The following is a 25,828-nucleotide window of genomic DNA, read 5'->3' as shown; positions in this document are numbered from 1 at the left end:
TTTCCCAAAGTTCAAATTTGTGCTTTGAGTTTGCTCCTATTTTTTACACAACTTTCGGGAAGTATAAATTCAACCTACGACAATTTATAGATGACATTGCTATCAATTCTCAAATTAACGATCAATTCTTGATAATGATGCCTCGAATACCTTAATTTTAGGATTCAAATTGAGTTCTTATGTCCAATACCCAATCACTCTACGCTCATTTCCTGCAATCCACAGGAGTCAGTACTGATACCCGTAAAATCGATCAAGGCAATATTTTCTTTGCCCTAAAAGGACCAAACTTCAATGCCAACAGCTTTGCTGCACAGGCTTTGGAGATGGGTGCCTCACTCGTCGTCGTTGATGATCCTGCAGTGGTGATTGCAGGAGATTTGAGGTACTTCTTGTGTGAAGATGTATTGAGTACACTCCAAGCACTTGCGCTACACCATCGAAGACAACTAAATATCCCCATCATAGGACTGACTGGAAGCAATGGTAAGACGACCTCAAAAGAACTCCTACATGCCGTATTGAAACAAAAATTCAAAACTTCAGCCACAGTAGGGAATCTCAACAACCATATTGGAGTGCCACTAACTTTGCTCGCAATAGAAAAAGACACCGAGATTGCGATTGTAGAGATGGGCGCCAACAAACAAGGCGACATCAAAGAACTCTGTGACATTGCAGAACCTACGCATGGGTTTATCACCAATATCGGGAAAGCTCACTTAGAAGGAATGGGCGGAGCTGAGGGTGTATTGAAAACAAAAACAGAGCTTTTTCAACATCTAAGAGAGAACAAAGGAACTGTCTTTATCAATTCCCAAGACCCTATCCTTTCCAATATGGCCAAGCGCTTTGAAAACCCTGTCCTCTACCCAGCCAAAGGTGATTATTGCGAAGTGGAGTTTGTGGATGCCAATCCCTTTGTAAGATTCAAAGTAGAAGGAAGCGAAGATTCATATCTCAGTTCCATGATAGGAGCATATAACTTTGGGAATATTGCCACCGCCATTACTTTAGGGAAGTTTTTCGGTGTTTCTATAGAAAAGGCAGTACAAGCTATCGTCAATTACAAGCCTTCCAATATGCGGTCGCAGCTAGTAGAAAAGCGAAGCAACCTGATCATCCTAGACGCATACAATGCCAACCCTTCGAGTATGGAAGTGGCGATCAAGACTTTTGGCGAGATGACTGGCAAAAAACACAAGATGATCATCTTGGGTGACATGTACGAACTTGGTGAAAGCACCCAAGCTGAACACGAGAAATTGGGTGAATTGGTCAGCCAATATGATTTTGATAAAATTTGCTTTGCCGGAAAGCATACGCAAGCGGCTTTAGCCAAAGCTCCAATGAAAGCACTCTATTTCCCAGATCCTTTTTCCTTCCGAAACTGGCTTCAAGACTCCAAATTCGAAGATCACCTGATCCTGATCAAAGGTAGTAGGGGAATGAAATTGGAGGGGTTGGTTGATTTTATTTAGGAAATAAGTCTTATAATTTGGGCATAAACTAAATTGCTCTTACTTTCAATCATGAAAAAATTATTTCTGATAATAGGGCTTTTTTTGTTTTTTGGAGAAAATTACGCCCAAAAAAAATTTTCAGGAGAGTGGTATTTTGACACTTTGTCTCATTCTGCCTTTGATAGTTATCACAAGCTATCCTTCCAATACACTCCTTCAGCCAACAACTTAAGCAATATTGAAGAATATTTCGTCACTTTTCAAAAATTTGAGCAGTTGGATAACTTTGCACAGATAGTACCAAAAGAGAAGGTTCGTGGAATCCAACTCGAAAATTCCATTGGGAATTTCCCAGTAGATGCAACTAGAGAAATTTTATCCCAATTTCCAAACCTAGATATTATCCAGTTCTCCGCTGGATCATTATTCAAGCCATTCCCTGAAAAAAACAATCCATTCCCTGAGTACATAACCGAATTAAAACAATTAAAAGTATTAAGTTTCAAATTCCACGTTGACTTTCCATTGGACAATTTGAGTGCTTATACCAAAAAAATGCCCCAATTGGAAGGTTTGTTTTTCATATCTCTTTACGACTCCATTGGAGCGGAAGTGCTGGATCACCCTTCTCTGAACAGTATTCTTTTAACAAGCAAAAATTTTCGTGGTCAAGAACTCCCAATAAATCCACGCGTCAAGAACGTAGGTTTACTTTCTGCCAGAAATGATCGAAACGTCAATCATTCTATGGAACAAATGAAAGCTTTTCCCAATCTTGAAAATCTTTACTTAGATCATGCAAGATTCGAAGGACAAAGATATTTTGAGCATGTAAAAGGAGTTAGGAAACTAGAAATCAATAACTTGGACTCCTTAACCAATACTGACTTCTATCAGGAACTGAGTACCCTTAAGCACTTAAAGCAATTAGATATTTTTAATGACAAAGACACTTTACAAAATATAGCTATTATTGGGAAACTCACCCAGATTAAGAGACTTTCCTTATCCAATATCGCTTCCTTGAATGAGATTGAGTTTTTACATAATTTCAAAAACCTTGAAATCCTTCATCTAGCTAGAAGTAACGTGACTTTAGAAAGATTACAATTCTCAACTTTTAAAAATCTCAAAAAACTTTCCCTAGTTTCTTTACCAAAACTCAATTTGTCACCGAATACATTCCAAAATGAAAAATTAGAGAAACTGTACATGATTGATAATGAAATGTCAGAAGTCCCTTCGTTAAATTCTCTTTCTAATTTAAAAGTCCTTGACCTTTCAAACAACTCCTTAACTTCATTTAATCATCAACATCTCCGATTACCAGATTTAGAAATCTTAAGATTAAATAACAACTCACTGGTTGCACTTTCCTTAAATTTATCGAGTCTACCAAAACTAAATCGTCTGGAAGCTCAAAAAAATGTGATTCAAGAAATAACTGGTCCAATTCCATCACATTCTTCATTACAACATATCAATTTAGAAGGGAACCGACTTTCTCAAATAGCTCTGAGTTTCGAAAACTTAGAAACTTTAACCTTTCTCAATTTAAACTATAATTCCTTAAATCGTCTTCCTCCAGGCTTAAAATCCTTGCAAATCTTAATGGCGATGAATCAAAAAGTTTATATTGATGGAGATAATGAAGGAAGAAGTACTTTAACTCACCTTTCAAAAGATTTTGAAACCTATTCACAGTTGGAAAGGATTCAACTTCGTGGCAACAAAAACTTAATTCTTGATCCACTCTGGATATTATTGAAAGAGACACCTCCAAAGCATCCTTTTTTTTTAGATCTAAGAGATATAGGGTATGTCACGTTACCAGAGGGAGATTTTTGGAATTCAATTGATTGGACATATTTAGATCTTACAGAAAACATTATTCCAAAATTACCTAAAAGTTGGGCAAGAGGTTTAAAATTTAATTGGGTGGGTTTAGGTAAAATAGAATCCTTCCCTAAGAGTCCAAGTAATTTTATGTTCAATTCGAAAACTGACTTTCAGGTCTTTTTGGATGCCCACGGTTATTCTGTCGATTTGGATGACTTGAATGATGACCAGTATATCGCAGGAATTGAAAATCTAATGAATAAATACTCCTCAAGTAAAGCTCCCGAGATTATCTTTGGATTTTACAATAAAGCATATAGCCGAAACCCATCATTAACACAGCAAAAACTACAAATCTCATCACTTGGAAAGGCCGCTTTTGAAAATGAAAATTATGAAGTAGCTCTACCAATAATATTGAATGAGCTAAAAAAAGAATCAGAGTCTTCTTTTAGATTCATAAATAGTATTACTGATTTAATTGAAAAATTAGAAAAGATATATTTATCAAATGGCAATGAAAAAAGCTTGGTTGATTTATGGTTAGAAACAGCCGTAGAGTTCAATCAATTATCAAATTTCACAAAAGCAGCTTTGAGAATCTGGGATGATAATAAACCAAAGGCAGACTCATTACTTAATCTTGGATTGATTGCCCATGAAAAAAATATGGATTGGAATGTTTCAAATAATCGCCAAGATATAGGCATGACATTAGATTATTTGGAAGTTGCTTTAATAGCTGGTGATGACTATCATCAAGAAAAAGCAAAAAAATTATTCTCTACCTGGTCTGATACTGCCGATGATAACAGAAAAAGAATTTTTAAATATTTGGATGGTATGATTACCATTTCAAATGGAAACCAACCTCCTCTGCAATCAGAAGAAAAAATCCAAGGTTGGAATTTTGGATTGATTCAGCAATGGATTGCTTTGATCAAAGATCCAAATCTTAAAAATACCCTAAGTGATTGGCATGATAATCATGCAAAACAATAGATTAACTTAACTGTTTGACATTTATCTCTAAATTCAATAATTCATGCCTGACTACCTATCATTTTTAAAAGCACTCGCAGAAAACAACTCCAAAGAATGGATGGATGCCAATAGGGATTGGTATCAAGAAGTGAGGGCTGTGTTTTTGGAGGATGTAGCTGAGTTACTGGAAGGAGTTAGTTCTTGGGAACCAGCTCTTACCGGATTTAAGGCCAAAGATTGTGTTTTCAGACAAAATAGAGACATTCGGTTTTCTGCAAACAAAGCCCCTTACAAAACCAATTTAGCAGCATACTTCTCCACAGGAGGCAAAAAATCCAATAATCCAGGGTATTATCTCCACATACAACCCGGTGGCAGTTTCATCGCTGGAGGGATATGGATGCCTCCCGCTGATATTTTGAAAAAAATCCGTCAAGAAATCGACTACTCTGGGGAAGAACTGCTTAAGATACTCAATGAACCCAATTTCAAGAAACATTTTTCCAGCTTAGAAGGCGAGCAACTTAAAACAAGCCCAAGAGATTACGATGCTGAGCATCCACATATTGATTTGCTGAGATACAAGAGTTTTATCGTATCTACGCCTGTGGCTGACAAAGACATTGTTTCTGGTGACTTCAAAACCAAAACCCTCAATGCTTTCAGACTGATGAAACCCTTTCACGATTTTCTGCATCAAGCGGTGGATGAAGCTGAAAGTGGAGAGGGGTTACTTTAATAAGGTGTTTTTTTATGCCAATTTTCTATTTTGCGGGAACCAACATTATTTTTTTCTTGGAGATAGCTTTCACATTTTCATAAGAAAATGGATTGACGAAATAGCCATCATCAGCCCAAAGCTGAAAAAGATTTTTATAATATGGACTTTTGGGGTCACCTGATTGACCTGGAGTATTGATCATCAAAGTCTTTTCCCAATCACCGGTGTTCACAATAATTCTGAATGAAGCCCCTGCCGTATTGTTGTCGCCATATGCATTTGCTCCTGGAGTAAAACTATATCCACCTCTCGGAACTGGTCCAGAATTCAGAATTTCATCCCAATTATCTCCCAAAGCTAAACTTAAAGGATGCCTAAATAACGCATGCTTATAGGCCGCTTGACCATATTGCCATTGAGATCGATCTGGACCAAGTTTTTGCTCCAATTCAACCAAGGCTTGTTCAAAAGAAGTCTTCAAAATCAGATCTCTATTTTGATCAGCATCTTCTGAGAAAATCATTTTTGGATCCGCAATCCATTCAAGGATTCGAGAAAATTGAATACTTCCTATATACTTCCTTACTGCTTGCGGAACCGTTTCTTCTCTAAATTTTCTTCTCAAAACCCGTTCCCACATTACATAGATTCCAGCAGGGATAGAGTTTTTATCCAGAACAAAATCCCATTCCAAAAGCATCTCTGCTGCCTTTTGACTTGACTCCTCTTCAAAGAACAAGGACTTTAAGTAAGACATCAAAATTCTGGCAGGGAGAGCCAAGTAGTCATTCTGCAATGCTCCCATTTCTTCCATGGTAAACTTTCTACCTTCAGCCAAAACTTCTCTCACTCTATCACCTCTAAATGAATCTGCCCATTCAAAACCAATCGTATTCATGTGTGGATAATCATTGGGAGTAACATTTTCATTTGCAGTAGCAACGTATCCTACCTCTGGGTTGAGCACATTAGGTCTTTTTTCAATGGGCAAAAACCCATCCCAGTCCATGCTGCCATCTCCTAAACTGATGATTAGGCCAGAATGTGTATTTCTAATGGGACTAATGCCTGTTGCCTGCCATCCAATATTCCCTTCACGATCTGCCCAGATCATATTTTCCGCTGGAATATGATTGTATGTACAAGCATCTCTAAATTCCTCCCAGCTTTTAGATTGATCCATCCGCAAAGAGGCCAAATATGGAGCACCTCCGGATTTGAGCCACGCACATTCTACAGCCACGGCTTTATGAAGCTCCTTATCAATGAAAGTAACAGGTCCGTGAATGGTATAATAATGAGTCACCAAATGATCATTTTCACCAAGAACTTTAATCGTATCCTGAACACTTTCCATCATCTTCCACTCTCCTTTATAGTGGTATTGCAAATGATTTTCTGGATTGATGTCATAGACACGAAGATCTTCATTGTCTGTTTCAAAAATCGTCAATCCCCAAGCTCCATATTCATTGTGGCCTATTGAAACTCCCGGAATCACAGGCTCACCACCACCAACAACATTCCAACCTGGGGCGTGAAGATGAACCATGTATCGAAGTGACGGGATCGCATGAACTCGATGTGGATCATTTGCCATGTAGGGAAAGCCACTTTCGGTGTATTTACCTGACACAATCCAATTATTGCTTCCTATGGAGAATTTTTCAAAATCCAAAGTCTCCATTACTTCTTGCTCATAAGCGACTTTTCCTTCTTGAAAAGCCAGCAAATCCGCTTTCTTCTTACTTTTGATGTCTTCCGGATGGAAAATCAGACCTGCCCGAAAAGCATTGTATGGAGCCAAAATATCTTTGAAAAGTAGCTCGTGGGGAATTGACTCAGGAATTTCCAAATCAGGCTCTTGGGGATGGAAATAAAAAAGGTTTTTAGCTTTTTCTTCTCCAATCAAACTAACCACCCTACTGTATCGCAATTCATCCTGTACATTTTGGAGCAAACCTTGATGTCTAGAAATCACCACTTCCCAAGTCCAGAACTCTGGTAAAATATCCAAAAGCTGAAATTCTATGGGAAGCAACTCAGGATTGTCCAATACTTCTTGAATATATGTGTTGATTCCTGCTACAAAAGCATCTACTATAGCTTCACCTCTTGGGTGGTAGTGAGAAAGTTCACTTTTTTTATCTCCTCTAAACTGAAACAGTCTAGCTCCTTTATCTCTTTCCAATTCTCTAGCTCCAAAAATTTCAGCAGCTGTTCCAGTAGCCCGTCTTCTCCAAATTTCAAATTGAAACAACCTGTCTTTAGCTGCCAAATATCCTTGACTGAAAAACAGATCATGTTCATTTTGTGCATAAATATGATTGATACCATTTTCATCCCGGATCACTTCTACCTTATCCTGGAGTAAGTTCAGCGGGATTTCTTGGGATTTGAGATCCTGAAAAAATAAAAGGCTTGAGAAAAACAAGAGTAAGCTTAATCTTAATAAAAAAGGATTTTTCATCGCTAAACCAGAGTTAGTATTAAATTTTACTTTCTCTCCAATTTCTCAATATTTACTGACAAAAAACTACCAATTATATAAATTGATAAAATGTTGAGCATTTTCATAGCAACACCTCCTCAATCATCACCGCCACCCCATCTTCTTTATTACTCAAAGTCACTCGATCTGAAATTACCTTGACTTCCGCTCGGGCATTGCCTACGGCAACTCCCATCCCTACAGCTTGGAGCATATCTATATCATTATAATTGTCCCCAAAAGCCATCACTTCACTTATTGCGATATCATATTTTCGTTCTAGAAGTAGTTGCAGTGCAGATGCTTTAGAAATAGACTTGGGAGCGATTTCTATATAGGTATCCTTGGAGCGGTAGAGGTGCAAGTCCTCACCAAGGTGTTGCTGGGCATTTTGAAAGAAAAAATCTATCTCTTCGGCAGGTCCCATACACATGACTTTGTGCGCTCCTTTCCTCCTTGCTTTCCACATGGCCAATACTTGATCTGCGGGCTGAATGGTGGGATCTACTCTTGTATTTCTAGCCTCCCGCTCCGCCCAGTAATCAAAAGCAGGCTCGTACCAATCCTCTCCTTGATAAAGACTCACATGCACCTGCGTACCCTTGGCTATTTTCACCAAGGCTTCACAATGATCAAGCCCTATCGCCACATCATCCAAGACCTCTTGATAGCTGTCGTGAATCACAAATCCCCCATTGTAGCATATCAATGGTTCGCCCAAGCGTCCCATATCTTGCTGCAAATGCCGCATGGCATCAGGCATCCGAGAAGAAGCGAGAATAATTGGAAAATCTTTGGGTAATCGCGCTATCGCTTGAAGTAATCTTGGGGACAGCACCCTGTCCCCATTCAATAATGTACCATCTATATCAGTACAAATCGCTTTAATCTGCATCAGGCTATATCAAAATCATTCGGATCAAAGTTATCAAAAAACCCTGATATCGCTCCGAAACCTACGATAAAGAGGATTAATAAGCCCAACCCTACTGCCATTGCCGTCCAAATCAACTTCGCTTTAGCCCAATTGGCTTTGCTCGGGTTTCCATTCTTGTCCAGTGCCCAGACAATCAGCATGATAAAACCTACAACAGGAATGTTGGCAATAAATACAGTCAAAAACCAGTCGGAAGTATTGACAGGTGGATGTTGAAACTCTTGATTGATGTACATAGTGAGTGGGGTTTTGGTATAAAATTTTTTATTAATCTATATTGAAAACAGCTTTGATCGCTTAATTCAGCGCTTTTAATTTAAGCCATTATTTTTAAAAAGCCATAAAATCAAAAAAACACCGACGCTATTTCATCAGTGTTTTGAAAATTGTCGGAGTGACTGGATTCGAACCAGCGACCCCTTGCACCCCATGCAAGTACGCTACCAGGCTGCGCTACACCCCGAATATTTTGCGAAATAAATAGATCAAAACTTTATTTCAAAATAGGAATAAACTCGATCACATTAAAATCACAATAGTGAATTATGCACATTAAACCCCTCCCTCCCGTTTAGTTTGTGACATCATCGCAGATAATCCCAATCTTAATTGAGAAAAGCTTTCACTGTCTCAACCACCGCTTGAGGCTGTTCTGCATGAAGCCAGTGTCCTGCATTTTTGATGTAGATCAGGTGATTATTAGGGAAGAACCTGTCAATGTCTTTTTTGTCTTTTTCTTGAATATATTTTGAATTGGCTCCACCCATGAAAAGTGTTGGTTTGTCGAAACTGCCTTCATAATCAAGAGCCTCTCCTACGTTTTCGATTTTATCTATAATCACCGAAAGATTGATCTTCCAGATAAAGTCTCCAGCACTATTTCTGCCCAGACTTTTGAGCAAAAACTGCCTGATTCCTGCCTCAGCAACATACTGAGCCAATTGGTCATCAGCTTCCTTTCGGGATTTGATTTCATGGAGATTGATGGAGGAAAGGCCTTCTAATATGGTTTGGTGATGAATGGGATAGTATCTTGGCGCAATGTCTGCTACGATCAGCTTTTTAACCTTCTCAGGATACCGCAACGCAAAATTCATTACAGTCTTGCCACCCATCGAATGCCCCATCAGGTATGCCGTTTCAATCCCTTCATCTTTCATCAATGCTGCAAGGTCCTCAGCCATGACTTTATAATTCCATTCTTCGCTGTGAGGTGAGTCTCCATGATTCCTTTGGTCTACCAAGTACAGTGTAAACTCCTTCTCCAACTCCTTGGCAATGCTAAACCAATTATCTGCCGATCCAAAAAGCCCGTGTAATATAATCAATGGCTCTCCTGAGCCAGTTTTTCTAAAATTCAGTTTCATTTCCTTATCCAATAAATTTCAACATCAAGAATTTCCCTCAATCAGTCTACTAATTTGTAAATATTTCACCACAGGCATATTCCCACTTTATCCCCACCTCATCAATCCCCTATCTCCACCATATTTCTACTTTATTTCAACCCTATTTCTACCATATTTCCACCTTATTTCTACCCTATTTCAACTTTATTCCACCCCCATCACTTAAATCCAAATATCAATTAATATCTAAGTATCCATCAATATCATTTAAAACTCCCCCCTATTTCCACTTTATTTCCACCATATTTCAACTTTATTTCTACCATATTTCCACCTTATTTCTACCCTATTTCAACTTTATTCCACCCCCTTCACTTAAATCCAAATATCAATTAATATCTAAGTACCCATCAATATCATTTAAACCTCCAACTGCCTCCTATACATCTGAATGGTATTCTCCAAACCATAGTAAAGTGCATCGCAAATCAATGCATGACCAATAGATACTTCATCTAGGAACGGAATGCTCCCTTTGAGGAATTTCAAGTTATGTAAATCCAAATCATGACCTGCATTCAAACCCAAACCTAATTCCCTGGCTAAATTTGCCACCTCCACATAAGGTTTAATTGCAGCCTGCCTATCCTGATGAAATTGTACAGCGTATGGTTCTGTGTAGAGTTCCACACGGTCTGTCCCTGTAGTCTTTGCTGGTTCAAAAAACTTTGTCTCGGGGTTGATAAAAATAGAAACTCTAGCGCCATAGCTTTTTAATTCTGCAACTATATCTTTCAAAAATTCCTGATGGGTAATGGTATCCCAGCCAGAATTGGAAGTAATGGCATTAGGTGGATCTGGTACCAAAGTAGCTTGTGCTGGCTTGACGGTCTTGATCAAATCCATGAATCGCTGATCGGGATAGCCTTCTATATTGAACTCCGTAGTGACTACCTTACTCAGGTCCAATACATCTTGATAGCGAATATGCCTTTCATCTGGTCTTGGGTGCACCGTGATCCCCTCAGCACCAAAGCGCTCAGCATCCATAGCCACCTGTACTACATTAGGGTTATTGGCTCCTCTGGCGTTTCTCAGGGTAGCGATTTTGTTAATATTTACGCTTAACTTGGTCATTTTCCTAGATTAAAAGATAATTTTGTGACAAATTTACACCTATAACACAAACAACAAGGGAATGAGTTTAAAGCTAAGTGTAGAAAGTGAAATTAAAAAAGCCATGTTGGCTAAAGACAAGGATAGATTGCGTGCACTGAGATCTATCAAATCCTTGATCATGTTAGAAGAAACCAAAGGTGGAGCAGCTGGGAGCATCTCTGAAGATGAAGAATTGAAGCTCTTGACTAGAGCGGCCAAGCAACGAAAGGACTCAGCAGATATTTATCAGCAGCAAGGCAGAGAAGACCTTTATGCTGTTGAAATGGCTGAATTAGAAATCATCTCAGAATTTTTGCCAAAGCAGCTTACAGAAGAAGAACTTGAGGCAGCTCTGAAAGCGATCATCGCAGAGGTAGGTGCTGAAGGCCCTAAAGATATGGGAAAAGTCATGGGAGCCGCTACCAAGTCGCTCGCTGGAAAAGCGGATGGCAAAGCCATTTCAGCCAAAGTCAAATCTCTACTTTCATAATTCAATTTGGCCATTCTAGACATCATCATTCTGGCAATATTGACTATTGGTACCTATAGCGGGTACAAGCAAGGTCTCTTTATCGGAATCATCTCTATAGTGGCCTTTTTTCTCGCCATTTTATTGGCTTTCCAGTTGATGGATTGGGGTGCAGAACTACTAGCTAATAAAGTAGAAAACCTTACTTTTATGTTGCCCTTTGTGGCATTTTTGATCATCTTCCTGATCGTGATCATCAGTATCAGGTCTTTGGCATATTTGGTCAAAAAAACCATAGACCTCACCATGCTTGGCTCTATGGACAATGTGGCTGGCGCCATTTTGGGTATTCTCAAAACTGGTTTCATTTTGAGTTTACTGCTTTGGGTAGCCAATTCTTTTGAATTTGAACTTTCAGAAACATGGATCTCTGAATCCAAGGTGTACCCATTCTTACAGCCCATAGCCCCATTTACCATCAACATACTCGATGCTTATACCCCCATCGTCAAAGAAGCAGTAGAATCTATTCAGAAACTTGTAAACACGGCCAAGGATGCTGCTCTTGATTGACAACTTCGACTCTTTTGCATACATCTTGGCGGATTACATCAGACAAACGGGAAAGGATCTGAAAATCGTCAGAAATGATGTCCCACTTGCTGAAATCATCATAGAAGAATATGAAGCTATAATCCTCTCCCCTGGTCCCGAATCTCCTCAGAAGGCAGGCAACCTAATGCAAGTTTTAGACTATTACCATGACAAACTCCCCGTCCTAGGCGTCTGCTTGGGACACCAAGCCATAGGCGAATACTTTGGCGCTCAATTAGTAAAAGGGCTACACCCAGTGCACGGGAAGGTTCATCAGGTAAAAAAAGTTGCTGACCACCTCGTATTAACTGGTCTACCGGACACCTTTGAAGTGACCCGTTATCACTCTTTGATTTTGAAGGAATTACCAACTTCATTGGAATGTTTGCTAGAAACTGATCAAGCTGAAATCATGGCCATTTCTCACAAAAATCTCCCGATCTTAGGCATCCAATACCACCCTGAAGCCCACCTGACGGCATTCGGACTAGCCCTGATCAAAAATTGGGTAACCAATCTACAATCTTAAATTGTTCCTTTTCTTACTTTCAAACAATGTAAGAAATTTACCCACCCCTCCTAAGGTTTTCATTTCAAATCCTAACAATATCTGTGCGTTGATCTTTTTTAAATTCTACAGAAATCTGACCAATACAGGGTCTTTTATATTCCAAAACATAACATCCAACTCAAAACAAAACCTTAAAACCTTTAACTTTCCAACCTCTATTTCTACTCCTAATCTTCCAATTTTCAAATCTTACAATCCCAATAACCTTCAATTTTACAACCTTCCCAACCTTCCAGCCCCAATCTCTCAATCAACTCCCGATCCCTCGGGAAACTATCTCCTCTCCCACTCATCCACCCAAAACACCTTTCAAAATACCGCTTTTTACACAAGCCACAGAGCGTTTAATTATGCTAATTATTTTTTGTAACATAGATGCGCCAAGTACATTTTCATCTGGCAAATAATCTAAACCAAATTATACTTTATGAAGAAGATTTATCTGTCGTTGGTTGCTGGTGCGGGACTCTTATTTTCCCAAGCATCAACCACGCTGGCGCAGGGTGATTACCCAACTCTGAGTCAGGTCAATCAAAGGCTTCAGGCCCTTTCTGGCAGCGGAAGCCCTGCCAAACTCACTTCTCTGACCAAAACAGAGGGTGGAAAAGATATTTGGGTACTCAAAGTGGGCCGTGGCGACATGGACAATAAGCCTGGGATCGCTGTAGTAGGCGGGGTTGAAGGTTTTCATGTACTCAGCGTTGAGCTAGCCTTGCAGTTTGCTGAAAAACTGGTCAAAGAACATTCCGCAAAGCTTGACAACACTACTTTTTACATTTTCCCTAATATGTCTCCTGATGCATACGAGCAATACCATGCTGCATTGAAGTATGAAAGAAGGGGTAATGCTGCCAAAGTAGACCATGACAGAGATGGTCAAGTGAGCGAAGATGGATATGAAGACCTCAACAAAGATGGAGTCATTACCATGATGCGTGTAGAAAGCCCTATGGGTGATTACATGCCACTTGACAAAGACCCAAGAATCTTGGTCAAAGCAGATCGTAGCAAAGGACAAAAAGGAAGCTATATGATCTACCCAGAAAGTAGAGACAAGGATAAGGATGGTCAATTTGGTGAAGACCTGACTGAAGGTATCGCTTTCAACAAATCATTGACTTACAAATTCCCAATCTTCCAGCCTTTGGCAGGTGACTTTGCTGCTTCTCAAGTTGAGACAAGAGCCATGTTGGATTACTTGTTTGATCAGTGGAACATTTTTTCCATCGTGACCTTCAGTCCTGCAAACAATCTTTCAGCGCCATTGAAATACAATCCAGCCGATGCCAGAAAGCGAATCCTAACTTCCATGCTAGATAAGGATGTAGCTATCAATAGCATGGTATCTGGAATTTACAATGAAACAATCACTCAAAAAGCATACAACCAAACCAACCAAGGTACAGATGGTGACTTCTTCCAGTGGGCATATTTCCACTTTGGTAGATTAAGCTTCGGTACCCCGGGATGGTGGGCGCCTGAAGCAAAAGATGCAGATGGTAAGCCATTGGGCAACCCAGAAGCAAACTTCCTTGCTTGGGCAGAACAAGAAGGCATGAATGATGTCTTTGTCCCTTGGACAGCCATCGATCACCCAGACCTTCCAGGACAAAAAGTCGAAGTAGGAGGTATCAAACCTTTTGTAATGTACAACCCTCCTTTCAGCAAAGTAGCTGAAATTGCAGAAGAGCACACGAACTTTATACTCAAGCTAGCAGACATGCAGCCTAAGCTGGAGTTTCACAATGTCAAAACTGAAAAATTGAGCAATGGCTTAACAAGAATTACCGCTGATCTTTTCAATAACTCACCCCTACCAACGCATTCACAACTAGGAGAGCGCTCTAGATGGTTGAGAAAAATCAGAGTCGATATCTCCAAGGATCAGAAAGACCTTGTAGCAGGTGAAAAAATCCAACTGATCAGAAGCGTAGGTGCTTTTGAGAAAACAACCCTCAGCTGGGTAGTTAGAGGTAGCGGTAGTGTAGACATCAAGGCAGGTGCAGCACATGCCGGATTTGCAACCTTGAATGTAAAACTCTAATCATAGAAATTCTGCTAAATGAAATGCCTACACAAGTAAGTTCTCACAAATAGAACCCAATTCGAAAAGGCATTCCATGTGACCTTTGAAAAAAATAACAAACACATGAAAATTAAAAACTGGATATATACAACCGCCCTCGGCGCAGCAATGTGCCTAGGAGCGACTCAAGTCTCCGAAGCTCAGGTAGCTGACGGACGCTACTTCCGTGCTGCCGGTACGCCGCACAATCCAAAAGTTCAGGTTTCCTGGAACAGGTACCATACCAACAAAGCACTTTTGGAAATCATGCGTGACATGGTAGCCAAACACCCTAATTTGGTAAAGCTAGAAAGTATCGGAAAATCTTACGAAGGCAATGACATCTGGGTACTGACAGTCACAGACTTCAAAGCTGGAAAAGCAGAAGACAAGCCTGCTATGTGGATCGATGGAAACATCCACTCCAATGAAATCCAAGGTACTGAGTTCACCCTTTACACAGCTTGGTACTTGATGGAAATGTATGGAGAATTAGACTTCATTACAGAATTATTGAAAGACAAGACATTCTATTTTGCCCCTACGATCAATCCTGACGCCCATGATTACTTCATGACCGGGCCAAATACTGGAAGTTCCCCAAGATCAGGGATGATGGTATTTGATAATGACGGTGACGGTGAGTTTGGCGAAGACCCAATGGACGATTTGGATGGTGATGGCAGCATCACACAAATGATCAGAAAGTCTCCTTATGGCAACTTGATCAAAGACCCAATGGATCCTAGAAAATTGATCAGAGTAGGAATCGATGAGAAAGGCGAATACGAAATGATCGGTCAAGAAGGCCTAGATAGAGATGGTGACGGTAGAGTCAATGACGATGGCATCGGTTACTATGACCCGAACAGAGACTGGGGCTGGAACTGGCAGCCAGATTATGTACAAAGTGGCGCCTTGAGGTACCCTTTCACAGTGCCTGAAAATAGAGCCGTAATGGAATTCATCATGAAGCATCCAAATATCGCAGCAGCACAATCTTACCATAATTATGGCGGCATGATCCTAAGAGGTCCTGGTGCTGAGGAAGATTTGGGAACTTACAATGCAACTGATGTTAGAATTTATGATGCCATTGCAAAAAAAGGTGAAGAATTCATGCCAGGATACAGATACTTGGTAGTATACAAAGACTTGTACTCTGTATTTGGAGGACAGTTGGATTGGTTCTATGGAGGTAGAGGAATTTTCACATACTCCAATGAATTGATGACTTCTTACCTGTATTTCCATGAAAATGCTGGTAGAGGCAATCAAGACGAACAAATGAAAGTAGATAAGTACTTAACTTTCGGTGATGCCTTCGTAGACTGGAAAGAATACGACCATCCGCAATTTGGAAAAGTAGAGATCGGTGGATTTAAGAAAAATTTCGGAAGATTGCATCCTGGCTTCTTGCTAGAACAAGATGCACATAGAAATGCAGCCTTCTCCATTCTTCATGCTTACCATACACCTAAGCTTAGTGTAACAGAGGTCAATGAAAAAGACCTTGGTGGTGGATTGAAAGAAATCACTGCAACCATATACAATGAGCGATTGATCCCTACACACTCTAGCCAAGATCTGAAATACAAAATCGAAAGACCTGATTATGTGACAATCTCTGGAGCAAAAGTAGTAGCTGGATTCACTGTAGAAAATGAAGATTTCAATAGAGTGACTGAGCAAAAAGTCAGCCCTGAGAAACTCTCAGTAGCCAATATCCCAGGCATGGGCACTGTGAAAGTGAGATGGATCGTCAGTGGTGGTGGCAACTACAGCATCACCGTAGATTCTGCCAAAGGGGGAAAGACAAGTTGGAAAAAGTAAGTTTGGTGAATTAGTTATTAGTTACTAGGTATCAAATACAATAGCTAAATAGACTAATACCTAATGAAAAAACCTCCTCTGAAGAAATTCAGAGGAGGTTTTTTCATACACCTAACCACTACCTAACAGATATATACTTAAAAAAATTTTATCCATTTCAGCGAAAACTGTGGACTGCTGACTCTGGTCTGTGGACTACTTCATCCCACAAATCCCTTCATCGCCTGCAATAAATCCCTCTTGGTCATGTAGCCTCCTTTTCTCCAAAGTATCTTCCCTCTTTTGAAAAGTATATAATGCGGAATCGAGCGCACGCCAAACTGTTGTGCTGCCTGTGGGTTCTTATCTACATTGAGTTTGTATAATTTCACTTTCCCATCTAGCTCAGCCACTACTGCCTCAAGGATAGGATTCATGGTCTGACAAGGACTACACCAATCCGCATAAAAATCCACCAACACTGCCTCCTCATTTTTCTGAATAACCTCTTTAAACTTCTTCTTTGCCATGATTTTCTATTTCCAGCATTCTAACCAAAAAAGAATTCAATTAGTGCCTTCATTAATTTCTTGGCGGATTGATCATAATATGTGCACGGTGAGTCCCTGGATCCATAATCCATGGCATGGCTGGACCAGAAGGGCGAAGTGGCAAACCGGTGCTTTCAGAAGTTGCCCATGGGATATAGACCACATAGCGGAGGTAAGAATCCTTGACTTCACCTGTTTTCGGATCATAATCGGCTTCATCGGCAGTCAAAACAAACAATGTCGCCCCATCCTTTGGCATCTTCAATTTTCCACTCTTAGCCTCTGCTTCTCTGATATCAAAAATCTCTTTGGCATTTTTCCCTTCCTTTTTCAATTGCCTACCTCGCTCCATGAAAATATCTAAATCCTTATGATAACAAGAAGCATTGAACCCAGGGGTCTTGGGATCATCTGCTAAGCAAATCAAATCATTACTCCCCTTTCTCAAAACAATAAAATCTCCTCTTTCATCATAACCGTAAATCATTGCCCCTTCTTTCAACTCATCAGGAGCAGCAAGCAAGGCTGTTTTGATTTGGATTGCCTTGCTGGGGATTTCTTGAGCACTTACAAAAGTGACAAATAGCATTATACAGATAAAAGTAAGTTGATACTTCATAGCTTCTCAGAGTTTAGGGTTCTCTTAAAGCTAAGGAATATTCATTGAAAAGGGAAATGGAGCGTCTATTGGTTTCTCGCAAAGGTGAGCTAAGAGGCAAAGTTCGCCATAGAATCTTATGTCTTTTATCTTGCGTCTCAAATCTCATTTCAAAAACAAAAAAACCTGCCAAACATAATGTCCAGCAGGCTCTTTGGAATCAATCTAAAATCTGAATTCTAAATCTTATCTATCCGTTCTCGTATTCGTGCCATCTACAGGGGTTCTTTGCTCTCTGTTGGCTAGATCCCAAGAAGTGTGGAAGATCAATTTTGCCCTTTTGGTCATCAATGGGAATTCGATCTTGTCCACTGTGTCTGTGTGCTGATGGTAATCATCATGAACACCATTGAAGAAGAAGATTACAGGAATGTTGTTTTTAGCAAAGTTGTAATGATCAGACCTGTAGTAGAATCTGTTGGGATCATCCTCTGCATCATATCTGTAATCCAACTTCAAACCAGTGTAAGTAATATTATTATACTCGTTGATCACTTTCAATTGTGAAGAAAGCATCTCAGAACCGATGACATATACATAGTCTTGGTCTTCAGCATCTTGATATTCATAATCAATTCTACCCACCATATCGATATTGATGTTGTTCACAGTATTTTCCAAAGGAAAGATTGGGTTGTTAGCATAGTATTCAGAACCCAATAGTCCTTTTTCTTCACCTGTTACATTCAAGAAAAGGATACTTCTTCTTGGCTTGATGCCATCTTTGGCCGCAGCTGCAAATGCCTCAGCAATCTGCATCACAGAGACAGTTCCAGAACCATCATCATCTGCACCATTATTGATTCTTCCTTGGCTATCGATACCCGTATGGTCATAGTGAGATGAAATCACCAAAACTTCATCTTTCTTGTCTGTACCCTCTAAGTAGCCCATCACATTTTCAGTAGGAACCAATTTGGTAGCTTTCTTAATCAAATAAGAAGCTTTCTGGGACTTGATTGATTGTGGGTTGTTTTTGGCAGCTTCTTTCAAAATCTCCACTGGGGTAGCAAAAAGAGAGGACATTTTATCAGAACTCACCAAGAAGATCGGCTCCTGCTTAGATGGCTGCTCGAAACCTAGTCTACCTCTTCCACTCAGGGATTTATACCTGTTTGCCAATCTGTCAAAATTGGCTTGACCTTCCATGGTCACGATCACGATACCAGCAGCACCTGCATCCATCACATCTCTCACGACAGTTTGTGCTCTCTCACCAATGGCCCAAAGCCCCACTAACTTTCCTTTGACATCTACTTTAGCTAGGTTTTCTTCGGATGCTAGACCTAAGAATACCAGATCAGCCTTTTCGGCCTTCTTCATATCACCGTCTCCGATGAACACAAAGTCTTCATTGTTCACCAACTTTTGCTTGCCTACAGTGAGGTTTACATCAGAAAAAGAAACTGAAGCCAAATTGAATTTTTGAAGGTAGTCCCCATTCACTGGGCCAGCTAATCCTAGGCTTTTGTAATGATTTGCAAGATACTCTGCAGCCATTTTTTGGCCTTTTTCACCTGTATCTCTTCCTTCCATTTCATCAGAAGCGAGATAAGTCAACTTCTCTTCCAAGCCCGCCGCAGTGATTTTTTCTGCATATTTCAAGGCTGTGGCGTCTTGTGCGCTGACTTGAGCAGTCAGACACAAAGATAGCAGTCCAGCTATCCAATAATTTCTCTTCATAAGTATATTCTAATGGTTTGACAATATTAGAAATCAAACTTAAAAATTATTCTTGTCAGATTAAAACCGTTTATCAATTTGAAGGGTTATGCAGGTAGAAATCTTAGGTGTAGAAACTTGTATTGAATCAATAATTTATACCTTTGCACTACCCAAAATCAATGAGGATATAACCCGAATAATTTCCCTTTACAATATTGATTATGAAGATTAATCTTTCCCCTACTACAAAGTTTGAAAACAGGCATAATGGACCTTCCCCTGAGGATATTTCCATGATGCTGGAAAAAATCGGTGCGTCATCAATGGAAGAATTGATCGACCAGACCATCCCAAAGTCTATCCAAATGAACAGACCCTTAGATCTGCCGGCGGCAAAATCTGAGGCAGCCTTCTTAAAGGAATTCAAGGCTTTGGCATCTAAGAATAAAATCTTCAAATCATTTATCGGTTTGGGATATTATGACACCATTGTCCCTGGAGTAATCTTGAGAAATGTCCTCGAGAACCCAGGATGGTACACTGCTTACACCCCATACCAAGCCGAAATCGCACAAGGTAGATTGGAAGCTTTGATCAATTACCAGACTACCGTCATGGAATTGACTGGGATGGAAATGGCAAACGCTTCGCTTCTCGATGAAGCAACCGCAGCTGCTGAAGCCATGACCATGCTCCATGCATCCAAGCCAAGAGAAAAGAAAAACGCTAACAAATTCTTTGTAGACGAAAAAATATTTCCTCAAACCAAAGACTTGTTAATCACCAGATCCACGCCGATCGGGATCGAATTGCATATCGCTCCATTGTCCGAATTGGATTTGACTGATTCTGACCTGTTTGGTGTTTTGATTCAGTACCCAAATATTGATGGTGAAGCCATCGACCATGCTGCCTTGGTTGCTGCTGCGAAAGAAAATCATGTAATGACGGCTTTTGCAACCGACTTATTGGCCTTGACGCTTTTGACACCTCCGGGTGAAATGGGCGCAGACGTAGTTGTAGGTACCAGCCAAAGATTCGGCGTACCAATGGGTTTTGGTGGACCTCACGCTGCATTTTTCGCTACCAAAGAAGCTTTCAAAAGACAAGTCCCTGGTAGAATCATCGGTGTCTCCGTAGACCGTGATGGCAACAAAGCCTACAGAATGGCCCTCCAAACCCGTGAACAACATATCAAAAGAGAGAAGGCAACTTCAAACATCTGTACTGCTCAAGTACTCCTAGCTGTTATGGCTGGATTCTATGCTGTCTATCACGGACCAAAAGGACTAAAAGAAATCGCTTCAAGAACCCATGGATTAGCACAATTGACTGCAAAAGCATTGGCAAAACTCGGTTTTGAGCAAGAAAATAAATCCTACTTTGACACCATCAAGATCAAAGTAAACGATGTAGAGCAATCCAAAATTCAAGCTTTTGCCCTCTCGGCAGAGATGAACTTCAGGTACGAACCAGGAGCTATCTTCTTATCATTTGACGAAGCCAAAACATTGGAAGATGCTATTGCTGTAGTAGAGATTTTCGCCATGTCTACCAATCAGAAGGTAGATTTAGACTGGAATGCATTGACCGCTGACTTGGATATCAACCTGCCTCAAGGCTTGGCTAGAACTTCAGATTTCCTGACACATCCAGTGTTCAATCAGTTCCATGCTGAGCACGAAATGTTGAGGTATATCAAAAGATTGGAAAACAAGGATCTATCCTTGGTTCATTCCATGATCTCCTTGGGTTCTTGTACCATGAAGCTCAATGCTACCGCGGAAATGATCCCTGTGACTTGGCCAGAATTTGGTCAACTTCACCCATTCTGCCCACAAGATCAAGCAGCGGGTTATTATGAAATGTTCCAAAACTTGAGAAACTGGCTGACAGAAATCACCGGTTTTGCTGATACTTCTTTGCAACCTAATTCTGGTGCACAAGGTGAATATGCTGGCTTGATGGTCATCAGAGCTTATCACCAAAGTAGAGGAGATCATCACAGAAATATCGCCCTAATCCCTACATCTGCACATGGAACCAACCCGGCATCTGCTGTAATGGCGGGAATGAAAGTAGTCCTTGTCAAATGTGATGAAAAAGGAAATATAGATGTCACTGACTTAAAAGAAAAGGCAGAAGCACACAGCAGTAACTTGGCTTGTTTGATGGTGACTTACCCTTCTACTCATGGTGTGTTTGAAGAAGCTATCCGAGAAATTTGTCAGATCATCCATGACAATGGAGGTCAGGTATACATGGATGGCGCCAATATGAATGCACAAGTAGGTCTGACCAGTCCTGGTCTGATCGGCGCTGATGTATGTCATTTGAACTTACACAAGACCTTCTGTATTCCTCATGGCGGTGGTGGACCTGGCATGGGACCTATCTCTGTAGCCAAGCAGCTTGTTCCATTCCTACCAAGCAATCCTGTCGTAAAAACTGGTGGCACGCAAGCAATCCACGCAATTTCTGCCGCACCATTTGGAAGTGCGAGTATTTTGCCAATTTCTTATGCATATATCGCTATGATGGGTGGAGATGGCCTGACAAATGCAACAAGACTAGCTATTCTCAATGCCAACTATATCAAATATAGATTAGAGTCTCACTACCCTATTCTCTACACAGGAAAAGGTGGAAGAGCTGCACATGAAATGATCTTGGATTGTAGGGCTTTCAAAGAAGTAGGTGTTGAAGTTGAAGATATTGCGAAGCGTTTGATGGATTATGGATTCCACGCACCGACTGTATCCTTCCCAGTAGCGGGAACACTGATGGTAGAACCTACAGAATCAGAAACTGTATCTGAATTGGATAGATTCTGTGACGCCATGATCGCGATCAGAGCTGAGATTCAAGAAATCTATGATGGTGAAGCAGACAAAGAAAATAACGTGCTGAAAAATGCCCCTCACACAGCAGGACTGGCTTTGGCTGACACTTGGGAATTCCCATATAGCAGAACCAAAGCTGTATACCCACTACCTTATGTGAAAGGTAACAAGTTCTGGCCAACTGTAAGAAGAATTGATTCTGCTTATGGAGACAGAAACTTGATCTGTAGCTGTATCCCTGTTGAGGAATATGCTTCAGAAGTAGCAGAGTAAAACAAAAAATCCCCTGTCAAAAGTGACAGGGGATTTTTTGTTTTTAGTGGGGTTTGGTAGAATTGGACTACCTGCTACAACCCTTGAGGTCTTTTTTTGACCCATCCTCTATGGAAGGCAAGCTCGAGTGTTTAAATCTTGAGTCACATGTGAAACCTATTTTTCAAGGGGAATTTATTTTCATGTATATCCGCTTTCTTGCACGAAGCCAAACAATCCATAGGAGAATGTACGATTTCATGTTCGGTTGACTTTCTGCTGTTGACGAGTATCAGCAAAATGTAAAGCCTCTTCTTTCATAATGTGCAACATTGAGGATACTCATAATAAAGTATTAATCATTGATATTGTGTGTGCAAAAAAAAGCCCCTGATTTCTCAGAGGCCTTTATTTTTTGGAAGAATGGGTTGATTAACCTTCTACAGTCTCTTCAACTTCTTCAACGATTTCTTCTACTGCTTCTTCAGCACCTTCGATCGCCTCTTCAGTAGCTTCTTCAGTTTCTTCGATGATTACTTCGATTTCAGTTTCTTCAGAAACTTCTTTGTTACCGCAAGATGCAGTGAATAGCATACCAGCTACAGCGAATAATGCAAATACCTTTTTCATTGTTTTTTTGTTTGTTTCTTAAATTAAGCACGCAAATGTACAACCGTTTATGTAATTGTCAAGCACTTGCACAAAATTTATTTTTCACTTCTTCTTGTACACAATTTTAATCGGAACACCCTCAAATTCAAAGTTTTCCCTCAACCTATTTTCAAGGTATCTAGTGTATGGGTTTTTGATATACTGAGGAAGATTACAGAAGAACGCAAACACCGGATTCTTGGTAGGAAGCTGAGTGACATACTTGATCTTGATGTACTTTCCTTTCCATGCTGGTGGCGGATACTTCTCGATCTCCGCAAGCATTACATCATTGATCTTAGAAGTGGCTACTTTTCTATTTTTATTCTCGTAAACTTTCACCGCTAATTCTATCGCTTGGAAAATTCGCTGCTTGTTCATCACAGAAGTAAAGATCATCGGAATCCAACGGTTCTCACCGAGCTTTTCCATAATATCCTTCTTAAACTTCTCCATGGTCTTGTGATCTTTTTCGATCAAATCCCACTTATTCACCATGATCATGATGCCCTTATTGTTTTTGATGCCCAAGGAAATCAAATTCATATCCTGAGCCTCAAAGCCTCTCGATGCATCTACCATCACAATAATAACATCAGATTCTTCAAGGGTCCGCAGTGAACGCATCACAGAGTAAAACTCAATATCTTCTTTGACCTTGGCCTTCTTCCTAATCCCCGCAGTATCGGTGATAATAAAATCCTGACCATATAACTTGTACCTGGTATGGATTGCATCACGCGTAGTCCCTGCTTCGTCAGTCACGATAGACCGCTCTTTTCCCAAGAGTGCATTCAAGAAGGAAGACTTCCCTACATTGGGTCTACCTAGGATAGAAATCTTAGGGATTCCTGCATCTGGATCTTCGATTCCCTCATCTGGAAAATTGGAAATCACGGCATCCAACAGCTCCCCTGTCCCACTTCCTGAAATCGCGGCGATAGGAAAAACTTCATTGTCGCCCAAGCCCAAAGCATAAAACTCCGAAGACATCAATACTTGCGACTGATTGTCCGCTTTGTTGGCTACTATATAAACTGGCTTCTTAGAGGTACGAAGTACATTGGCAAACTCCTTATCCAAGTCAGTTAATCCATCATGACAATCTACTACGAAAAGAACGACACTAGCCTCTTCCAAGGCGAGCGTAACTTGCTTTCTGATCTCAGCTTCGAATACATCATCCGACCCCGTGACATAGCCACCTGTATCGATGACAGAAAAGTATTTCCCTCCCCATTGTGCATGGCCATAATGCCTGTCACGAGTCACTCCAGACATATTGTCTTCGATGGCTTTTCTTTCTTCAACCAGACGATTGAAAAATGTAGATTTACCTACATTAGGTCTCCCTACAATTGCTACTATATTTGACATTTTCTTATTTCTTATTGGTCGTAACCAAATTTCTTCAACTTATTTTTGTTCTTTCTCCAATCATCTTCTACTTTGACATAGGTCTCGAGGAAGATTTTCTTGCCAAAGAAATTTTCCATTTCGGCTCTGGCTTGAATACCAACTCTCTTTAGGGCTTTCCCTCCTTCACCTATGATGATGCCTTTTTGACTATTTCGCTCTACATAAATAATGGCACGTACCCGGATGATATTTTCCTCTTCATAAAAATCCTCAATAGCGACCTCGGTGCTATAAGGAATCTCTTTTTTATAGTTGATGAAAATCTTTTCGCGTACGATTTCCGAAGCGAAAAATCGCTCCGGCTTGTCTGTCAGTTCCGCTTTATCATAAAACGGCGGATGTACTGGAAGACGGTCTAAAATTTCCTGAAGAATACGCTCGGTGTTGAAGCTTTCGGTAGCAGAGATCGGAATGATCGTTTCTGTCTTGATGCGTTGAGTCCAATAAGCTGTCACCGCTTCCAATTGACCTTCTTTACTGAGGTCAATCTTGTTGATGACAAGTAGCACGGGTACACCCGATTGGTTGATCTTTTCAATTACGTCTTCTATTTCTTCGTCTGTTTCGAATAGATCGGTTACGAAAAGGATCACATCTGCATCCTCCAGAGACATGTGCACAAAACTCATCATGTTTTTGTGCAGCTCATACTTCGGCTTCAGCATACCTGGGGTATCAGAAAAGACAATCTGATAGTTGTCATCATTGATGATACCCATGATGCGGTGACGAGTGGTCTGCGCCTTGGAGGAGATGATCGAAAGTCTTTCACCGATCAGCACATTCATCAAGGTCGACTTGCCAACATTAGGTTTCCCGATAATATTGACAAAGCCAGATTTGTGTGTTTGTTCGGTCATGACAATAATTTTTCACAAAGGTAGCTGAAATTTTCCGTGAAGACACACATACACAGGAATAAACCAAAGAAAGTTTGGGAAGATGGCTAGATCAGAGTGACATGAAGTGCCAAGTACCTGCACGAGGCTTAGGGGATTAAATCAGGTGGATGAAGCTATTGTGAAGTAGAAAAATAGAAATTAGGCATCATTCCTCCCCTTTTTAATCGGTTTGACCCCATAATGTCCAATCTCCCCCGAAAAATCTAGAATCTCTCCAATCCCTAGGAGCTAATATCCAACCCCCGTGCTCCCTATCGTCCTCTGCGGCAAAAAAAAGACCTTCTAGGAGAAAAAACACCTCAAAGGTCTAACTGCCCTATTCACAAGCCACCAGACTACGGATCAGTCCTAAAAGTTGGGGAATTGGGTTCAATCGATTTTCTTTGTTAAAAAAAAGAATTGGAAGAAAAGGATTACCTCAGTTTGCTTTTGCC

General features: G+C 40.4%; 20 protein-coding genes and 1 tRNA gene. 9 read left to right on the top strand and 12 right to left on the bottom strand.

What is annotated here, in order from left to right; translation table 11 throughout:
• Window positions 1–179: 179 nt before the first annotated feature.
• The 3 genes from CHB66_RS02055 to CHB66_RS02045 all read left to right on the top strand — a co-directional run bounded on the left by CHB66_RS02055 (window position 180) and on the right by CHB66_RS02045 (window position 5,025).
• Entirely contained in the window at window positions 180–1,481 is a 1,302-nt protein-coding gene (locus CHB66_RS02055) for a UDP-N-acetylmuramoyl-tripeptide--D-alanyl-D-alanine ligase (RefSeq protein ID WP_089237498.1), read from the top strand.
• A gap of 258 nt (window positions 1,482–1,739) precedes the next feature.
• Window positions 1,740–4,304, top strand: coding sequence for a leucine-rich repeat domain-containing protein (locus CHB66_RS02050; RefSeq protein ID WP_141107354.1), 2,565 nt, complete (start codon window positions 1,740–1,742; stop codon window positions 4,302–4,304).
• 43 nt (window positions 4,305–4,347) lie between these two features.
• Window positions 4,348–5,025: a DUF2461 domain-containing protein gene (locus tag CHB66_RS02045; RefSeq protein ID WP_089237494.1), complete on the top strand. Its 678-nt coding sequence runs from the start codon at window positions 4,348–4,350 to the stop codon at window positions 5,023–5,025.
• 25 nt (window positions 5,026–5,050) lie between these two features.
• On the opposite strand, the gene CHB66_RS02040 is transcribed toward CHB66_RS02045, so the two are convergent.
• The 6 genes from CHB66_RS02040 to CHB66_RS02015 form a co-directional block, all read right to left on the bottom strand.
• Complete coding sequence (locus CHB66_RS02040) at window positions 5,051–7,477, bottom strand: penicillin acylase family protein (RefSeq protein WP_089237492.1); 2,427 nt, start codon at window positions 7,475–7,477, stop codon at window positions 5,051–5,053.
• 103 nt (window positions 7,478–7,580) lie between these two features.
• On the bottom strand, window positions 7,581–8,393 hold the full coding sequence (locus CHB66_RS02035; RefSeq protein WP_089237490.1) for a Cof-type HAD-IIB family hydrolase: 813 nt from the start codon (window positions 8,391–8,393) through the stop codon (window positions 7,581–7,583).
• Window positions 8,393–8,671 (bottom strand): hypothetical protein, encoded by a 279-nt coding sequence (locus tag CHB66_RS02030; protein ID WP_089237488.1) that lies wholly within the window; start codon window positions 8,669–8,671, stop codon window positions 8,393–8,395. Before CHB66_RS02030 ends, CHB66_RS02035 begins: the two co-directional genes overlap by 1 nt.
• Before the next feature lie 153 nt (window positions 8,672–8,824).
• Window positions 8,825–8,898 (bottom strand) — tRNA-Pro (locus CHB66_RS02025).
• Between the two features lie 142 nt (window positions 8,899–9,040).
• A complete protein-coding gene (locus tag CHB66_RS02020; RefSeq protein ID WP_089237486.1) occupies window positions 9,041–9,802 on the bottom strand; it encodes an alpha/beta fold hydrolase in 762 nt (253 codons plus the stop codon).
• A gap of 402 nt (window positions 9,803–10,204) precedes the next feature.
• Window positions 10,205–10,921, bottom strand: coding sequence for a pyridoxine 5'-phosphate synthase (locus tag CHB66_RS02015; RefSeq protein ID WP_089237484.1), 717 nt, complete (start codon window positions 10,919–10,921; stop codon window positions 10,205–10,207).
• A 61-nt stretch (window positions 10,922–10,982) separates the two neighbouring features.
• Between CHB66_RS02015 and CHB66_RS02010 the strand changes: the two genes are divergently transcribed.
• The 5 genes from CHB66_RS02010 to CHB66_RS01990 all read left to right on the top strand — a co-directional run bounded on the left by CHB66_RS02010 (window position 10,983) and on the right by CHB66_RS01990 (window position 16,474).
• Window positions 10,983–11,432 carry a GatB/YqeY domain-containing protein gene (locus tag CHB66_RS02010; RefSeq protein WP_076497479.1) on the top strand — a complete coding sequence of 150 codons (450 nt, stop codon included), beginning with the start codon at window positions 10,983–10,985 and terminating at the stop codon, window positions 11,430–11,432.
• Window positions 11,433–11,438: 6 nt separating this feature from the next.
• Window positions 11,439–11,984 carry a CvpA family protein gene (locus tag CHB66_RS02005; protein WP_089237482.1) on the top strand — a complete coding sequence of 182 codons (546 nt, stop codon included), beginning with the start codon at window positions 11,439–11,441 and terminating at the stop codon, window positions 11,982–11,984.
• Window positions 11,968–12,534 carry an anthranilate synthase component II gene (locus CHB66_RS02000; protein WP_089237480.1) on the top strand — a complete coding sequence of 189 codons (567 nt, stop codon included), beginning with the start codon at window positions 11,968–11,970 and terminating at the stop codon, window positions 12,532–12,534. Before CHB66_RS02005 ends, CHB66_RS02000 begins: the two co-directional genes overlap by 17 nt.
• A 469-nt stretch (window positions 12,535–13,003) precedes the next feature.
• On the top strand, window positions 13,004–14,620 hold the full coding sequence (locus tag CHB66_RS01995) for a M14 family metallopeptidase (protein WP_089237478.1): 1,617 nt from the start codon (window positions 13,004–13,006) through the stop codon (window positions 14,618–14,620).
• Between the two features lie 105 nt (window positions 14,621–14,725).
• Window positions 14,726–16,474, top strand: coding sequence for a M14 family metallopeptidase (locus CHB66_RS01990; protein WP_089237476.1), 1,749 nt, complete (start codon window positions 14,726–14,728; stop codon window positions 16,472–16,474).
• A gap of 200 nt (window positions 16,475–16,674) precedes the next feature.
• Here the strand turns inward: CHB66_RS01990 and trxA are convergent, their stop codons facing one another.
• From trxA to CHB66_RS01975, 3 genes are all read right to left on the bottom strand, one after another.
• A complete protein-coding gene (gene trxA, locus CHB66_RS01985; RefSeq protein WP_089237474.1) occupies window positions 16,675–16,983 on the bottom strand; it encodes a thioredoxin in 309 nt (102 codons plus the stop codon).
• A gap of 52 nt (window positions 16,984–17,035) precedes the next feature.
• The gene (locus CHB66_RS01980) at window positions 17,036–17,623 is read right to left on the bottom strand and encodes a hypothetical protein (RefSeq protein ID WP_089237472.1); all 588 of its coding nucleotides are present in this window, start codon (window positions 17,621–17,623) and stop codon (window positions 17,036–17,038) included.
• A 225-nt stretch (window positions 17,624–17,848) separates the two neighbouring features.
• Window positions 17,849–19,345 carry a M28 family peptidase gene (locus CHB66_RS01975; protein ID WP_089237470.1) on the bottom strand — a complete coding sequence of 499 codons (1,497 nt, stop codon included), beginning with the start codon at window positions 19,343–19,345 and terminating at the stop codon, window positions 17,849–17,851.
• A gap of 203 nt (window positions 19,346–19,548) precedes the next feature.
• Here CHB66_RS01975 and gcvP point away from each other — a divergent pair, with 203 nt between their 5' ends.
• Window positions 19,549–22,443, top strand: a complete 2,895-nt coding sequence (gene gcvP, locus CHB66_RS01970) for an aminomethyl-transferring glycine dehydrogenase (RefSeq protein WP_089237468.1) — start codon at window positions 19,549–19,551, stop codon at window positions 22,441–22,443.
• Between the two features lie 411 nt (window positions 22,444–22,854).
• On the opposite strand, the gene CHB66_RS01965 is transcribed toward gcvP, so the two are convergent.
• The 3 genes from CHB66_RS01965 to era all read right to left on the bottom strand — a co-directional run bounded on the left by CHB66_RS01965 (window position 22,855) and on the right by era (window position 25,352).
• Complete coding sequence (locus CHB66_RS01965; protein WP_076497502.1) at window positions 22,855–23,052, bottom strand: hypothetical protein; 198 nt, start codon at window positions 23,050–23,052, stop codon at window positions 22,855–22,857.
• Between the two features lie 84 nt (window positions 23,053–23,136).
• Window positions 23,137–24,450, bottom strand: coding sequence for a ribosome biogenesis GTPase Der (der, locus tag CHB66_RS01960; RefSeq protein ID WP_089237466.1), 1,314 nt, complete (start codon window positions 24,448–24,450; stop codon window positions 23,137–23,139).
• 11 nt (window positions 24,451–24,461) lie between these two features.
• A complete protein-coding gene (gene era / locus CHB66_RS01955) occupies window positions 24,462–25,352 on the bottom strand; it encodes a GTPase Era (protein WP_089237464.1) in 891 nt (296 codons plus the stop codon).
• Window positions 25,353–25,828: the final 476 nt, after the last annotated feature.

Origin of the sequence: Belliella buryatensis (assembly GCF_900188245.1) — a bacterium.
GTDB lineage: Bacteria > Bacteroidota > Bacteroidia > Cytophagales > Cyclobacteriaceae > Belliella > Belliella buryatensis.
The sequence above is the reverse complement of the archived record's forward strand: the minus strand, read 5'-3'. Positions and strand labels throughout refer to the sequence as shown.